The following is a 4,147-nucleotide window of genomic DNA, read 5'->3' on the forward strand; positions in this document are numbered from 1 at the left end:
ACTGCCCATCACGGTGCCGACAGCGTTCCCGATCTGCAAAACCTACTCGACAAACAGCAAACCATTGCCCAATCGACTGCCGCCATCCACAGTGCCGTCGGCACCTATAGGGGCAACCGTGCCAAAGCGGCAGCCGAAGAGCTGGAAAAACAACAAGCCGACCACGAAGGCAACCTGAAAGAGCGTAACGACGGCAGTTACGAACACTATCTCAGCCTAAGCGACGCACAACGGCAGCAGGAGATGCTGGCCCATTCCCCCGCCTACGCCCAAGCCTACCAAGAAGCCCGAAGCTGGGGCGTATACTTCCCCACTCAACAAATAAACAAACCGAAGAGGTAAACCAGCATGAGTTTTATGTGCAGTAAAAAATGGTACGACCATATCAGCAGCATCGTTATCGAGTACGCCGAAAGTTTCAACCAATACCTTTCGGGTAAAGGCGATCCTGATATTGCAAACAGTCTTTCATATATTGACGAGCGCAAAGGCTCCCCCTTTGCAGCCATGTCGATTCTGAAACAGCCGGTGTATGCGGCCTGCGCCCACGCATTGTGGGCGGAGCGCGACCTGCCCAAATTCAAGCGCTATGCCTACCAGCTGGGCAAGCTCGAAATCTTAAGCAGTATGGACTGGGATTATCCCGAGCCGTTTTTCCTGTGTGCCGAAACCCCCAATGTGGCCAACCCGCTGTTTGTGATGCTGATGAGCGACAGCCCCAAAATCCGCTCCTTCCTGCTGCGCAATATCGATTTAATCAGCAACGATACCGAAGAGTTTGCCGACCGCTACGATTTGAACCGCCAGTTGAAGTACAACACCCTGCTGATGCTGGAAGGCACGCAGTTGGAACGCTTGGAACGGCGCAGCCTGAATGTGCTCGAAAACCAACAGCAAAGCAAATGGCTGCAACTGCGGTGCGAAGACTTCCTCTTCTTCCTGGCCTTCGCCCGCCAAGATCCTGCTGCTATGCGGCAGGCGCTCGATCCTTTGTTTGAAAAAAAACGCGCCCGTCAGGCAGCCAAAGAAACCCTCAGCTATTTCGATTTCTTCTTGCAGCCGCAAATCGTGATGTACGCCAAAATTGCCGCAATTCACGGCTTTGATCTGGGTATTGACCATGAAATCGCCCCCAAAGAAGCCATTGCCTATGCGCCGCTGCCTGAAGGCGAATACCAAGATCCCTTCGACTTTATGCGTACCTACGATTTGGACTTCCCCTACGAATACTTGCAAAACTGGGTGGATTACTACACCGGCCAAACAGATACTTTGGGTTTGCCGCCGCTTGTGAATGACGAATAGAGTTTAGGATTAAGTTGCTGTGTGTTTACATCGCAGGCAGCCTGCCCCCTTTTCCCGTTTTCAGGCTGCCTTTCCCCGCACACACTACGGATACCCCCTACCATGAACAAAAACCGCCATAAAATCGTTTTCAACCGTCGCCGCGGCATTCTGATGGCCGCAGCCGAGACCGCAGTCGGGCAGGGCAAAAGCCCCGGCGAGCGCTCAGGCGGAGAAACCGGTGGCGGTAACGGCAGTCTAAAAACCCATTCAGGCTGCCGTTTGCATTTGGGCACGCTGGCTTTCAGCCTGCTGCTCGGTTTCGGTTCGGCCCTGATTGTGCCCGCCGCCGCTGCCGACATCCAAGCCGACAAATCCGCCCCCAAATCCCAGCAGCCCGTCATCCTGCAAACCGGCAACGGACTGCCGCAGGTCAATATCCAAACCCCCACCGCCCACGGCGTATCCGTCAACCAATACCGCCGTTTCGATGTCGACACGCGCGGCACCATTCTCAACAACAGCCATAAAAGCGTATCCACCCGCCAGGCCGGCTGGATACAGGGCAACCCCTTTCTCGCCCGTGGCGAAGCCCGTGTAATCGTCAACCAAATCAACAGCAGCGATCCGAGCCGGCTCGAGGGCTACATCGAAATCGCAGGCCGCCGCGCCGAAGTGGTGATGGCCAACCCCGCCGGCATCCGCGTTGATGGCGGCGGCTTTATCAACAGCGCAGGCGCCACCCTGACCACCGGCCGTCCCATCCTGGCAGACGGCCGTTTCGACGGTTTGGACATCGGCAGCGGCCGTATCGAAATCGGCGCTCAGGGACTGGATGCGCGCGATGCCGACTACACCCGCATTCTCAGCCGTGCCGCCAAGATTGACGGCGGCATTTGGGGGCAGAACGTCCAAGTGATTGCCGCCGGCGGCCAAACCGCTTACATCCAACACATCATAGCTACTCAAACAATCCGTATAGACAATACTGTCAGGCATAATTTTCTTTGTGATAACAGGAAATAACGTCTCTCTTTTAGCGTTCTCAATAACCACGGTATAAACCTTGCCGCCGCGTTTGAGAATACCAAAAACTGCCACCTTGTCTGCCGCACCGCGTCCACGTTTGCCTTTGCGGTGTCCGCCAAAATAGCTCTCGTCCAACTCAACTGAGCCGTCAAAAACCGTATCGGCTTCCAGTGAAAGATGATGGCTGATGACTTCGCGAATCTTGCGGTAAAACAGCACTGCCGAATTGGGGTGGATGCCCGATAAATCAGCTGCTGAACGGGCGGTAACTTCGAGTACAAAAAACTGGAGCAGTTTCTTTTGAATACTCTTTTCTATTTTACAATGGGTTATCTTCATTTTTACAGTCTAACATGACTGCTTATCTAGTACAGCCCCTAAATTTTTATTCATGGAGATTTTCATTTATTAAAAATTCGGGTAAGTTTTTAAACAAAAAAAATTCATCTCCCCAATTAATCATATTCAACACTGATTGGGAAAAAATTAGCCGAAACCCGATTTCATCATCATCAAGATATAGTTTTCTCATTTCCAATAGGTCTTCATCTTTAAGGAAACCAAAAAAATCAAAATCGGTTAAATCGAATATTTTAAGCTCTCCATAACTACCTAAAGATACGTTTTCAGCTTCCTTGTTGATTTCATAAGACAGATTCGGTTCGCTGCCATTACACTTAAATAAAACAGGGATCCCTTCCAAATCAAACTGTATTTCATCGGGACGTTGGACATCAATATCAAGATCCGTTTCGTCATATATGAAGAAAAGCCCCTTTACTGATAAAATCCTTCCATTTAACTCATTCATTTATTTACCCTTATCCCTTCTTTTACTGGTGGATTAGTTAAGCCATTTTTCAAAATTGTTATAAACTCTCCTTCAGGAGATGTTACTACTACATTATTTCCTTTAATTCTAAATAAAACTGATCCACGTGCATGATTTGCACCTTGCCTGATTCCCTGCCCGTTAAAAGTTCCTACCCTTAACTCATCTGGCCGTTTAGCAATTTCATAAATAAATTTTTTAAAACTTTCTCTTCCGCTAGAAGTTTTCATATCAAATCCATGTTCAGTAGCATGTCTTCCTACTTTGTGACCAAATTGGTTATCGGCTAAAGAAAATCTTTGCGGGTTCCAAGATGCTTTTTGAAATTCCTTAGGAATTTTAGCAAAATCAATTTCTAATCTTGCCAACTCTTCTTGTATCTTGCTTACTTTAACCTCAAGTTGTTCAAATCTTCTAGGCGAGCCTTTCGCATCTTTGGCTAATTCAAACAATTTCTTGGCTGTGCGCAAATCCCCCGCTTCTTTGGCAGCTTCGTAGGCCTTTCTGAAATCGCGGACGGTTTCTAGTTTTTTAGCTACTTTCACTCCCGGAATGGCAAAAATAGTTGCAACAGCATAATCTCTAAACGTGTCGGCCTGTTTGAAATCTTTAATCGTTCCGACAACCGTCATATCGGTAAGCAGTTCGCTGCCAATCCGCATCATTTTTGCATTGGCGGCAATTTCTTCCGGTGATTTGCCGTAAGACATTAACACAACAGTATCGGTTTTGCCGAACTCTTCGCTATGAGCCTGCCTTCTTTCGGGATTAAATGCCATTTTAAAATCAAACAATCTGCTTAATGGAGTGGCACTTAACCCACTCATAGCAACTTCCGCTTCTTTTCTCAACCGAGTACATAAAGGAGAACGGATATTGGCATTACATTCAGCTAGCAGTCGCAAATCTCGCTCTTTATTTAGCCTTTCCAACCTTTTTTGTTCCGCGCAGGCTGCCTTACCTGAATCGTCAAAGAACCCGTTACCTCCGAAACCACCGCGG

5 protein-coding genes and 1 pseudogene are annotated in these 4,147 nt (G+C 48.7%); 3 read left to right on the forward strand and 3 right to left on the reverse strand.

Features of this window, described 5'->3' with window-relative positions; translation table 11 throughout:
• From HMPREF3107_RS12045 to HMPREF3107_RS02390, 3 genes are all read left to right on the forward strand, one after another.
• A partial coding sequence (locus HMPREF3107_RS12045) for a hypothetical protein (protein ID WP_168160505.1) occupies positions 1 to 342 on the forward strand: 342 nt, incomplete at its 5' end.
• A gap of 6 nt (positions 343 to 348) precedes the next feature.
• Positions 349 to 1,305: an Imm49 family immunity protein gene (locus tag HMPREF3107_RS02385; RefSeq protein ID WP_049260848.1), complete on the forward strand. Its 957-nt coding sequence runs from the start codon at positions 349 to 351 to the stop codon at positions 1,303 to 1,305.
• A 102-nt stretch (positions 1,306 to 1,407) separates the two neighbouring features.
• Positions 1,408 to 2,310, forward strand: coding sequence for a two-partner secretion domain-containing protein (locus tag HMPREF3107_RS02390; protein WP_070452983.1), 903 nt, complete (start codon positions 1,408 to 1,410; stop codon positions 2,308 to 2,310).
• On the opposite strand, the pseudogene HMPREF3107_RS11295 reads toward HMPREF3107_RS02390, so the two are convergent.
• The 3 genes and pseudogenes from HMPREF3107_RS11295 to HMPREF3107_RS12050 all read right to left on the reverse strand — a co-directional run.
• Positions 2,224 to 2,652: pseudogene (locus HMPREF3107_RS11295) on the reverse strand (IS1595 family transposase); the annotation flags it as partial. The gene HMPREF3107_RS02390 and the pseudogene HMPREF3107_RS11295 overlap by 87 nt on opposite strands.
• A gap of 46 nt (positions 2,653 to 2,698) precedes the next feature.
• Positions 2,699 to 3,124, reverse strand: a complete 426-nt coding sequence (locus tag HMPREF3107_RS02395; protein ID WP_002231633.1) for a hypothetical protein — start codon at positions 3,122 to 3,124, stop codon at positions 2,699 to 2,701.
• A partial coding sequence (locus HMPREF3107_RS12050; RefSeq protein WP_168160506.1) for a DUF6862 domain-containing protein occupies positions 3,121 to 4,147 on the reverse strand: 1,027 nt, incomplete at its 5' end. The genes HMPREF3107_RS02395 and HMPREF3107_RS12050, both read right to left, overlap by 4 nt.

It is taken from the genome of Neisseria sp. HMSC31F04 (assembly GCF_001807735.1).
Classification (GTDB): Bacteria; Pseudomonadota; Gammaproteobacteria; order Burkholderiales; family Neisseriaceae; genus Neisseria; species Neisseria elongata.

Coding starts and splice junctions, on each gene's coding strand:
- HMPREF3107_RS02385 (WP_049260848.1), top strand. CDS start 349: ATGAGTTTTATGTGCAGTAAAAAATGGTACGACCATATCAGCAGCATC.
- HMPREF3107_RS02390 (WP_070452983.1), top strand. CDS start 1,408: ATGAACAAAAACCGCCATAAAATCGTTTTCAACCGTCGCCGCGGCATT.
- HMPREF3107_RS02395 (WP_002231633.1), bottom strand. CDS start 3,124: ATGAATGAGTTAAATGGAAGGATTTTATCAGTAAAGGGGCTTTTCTTC.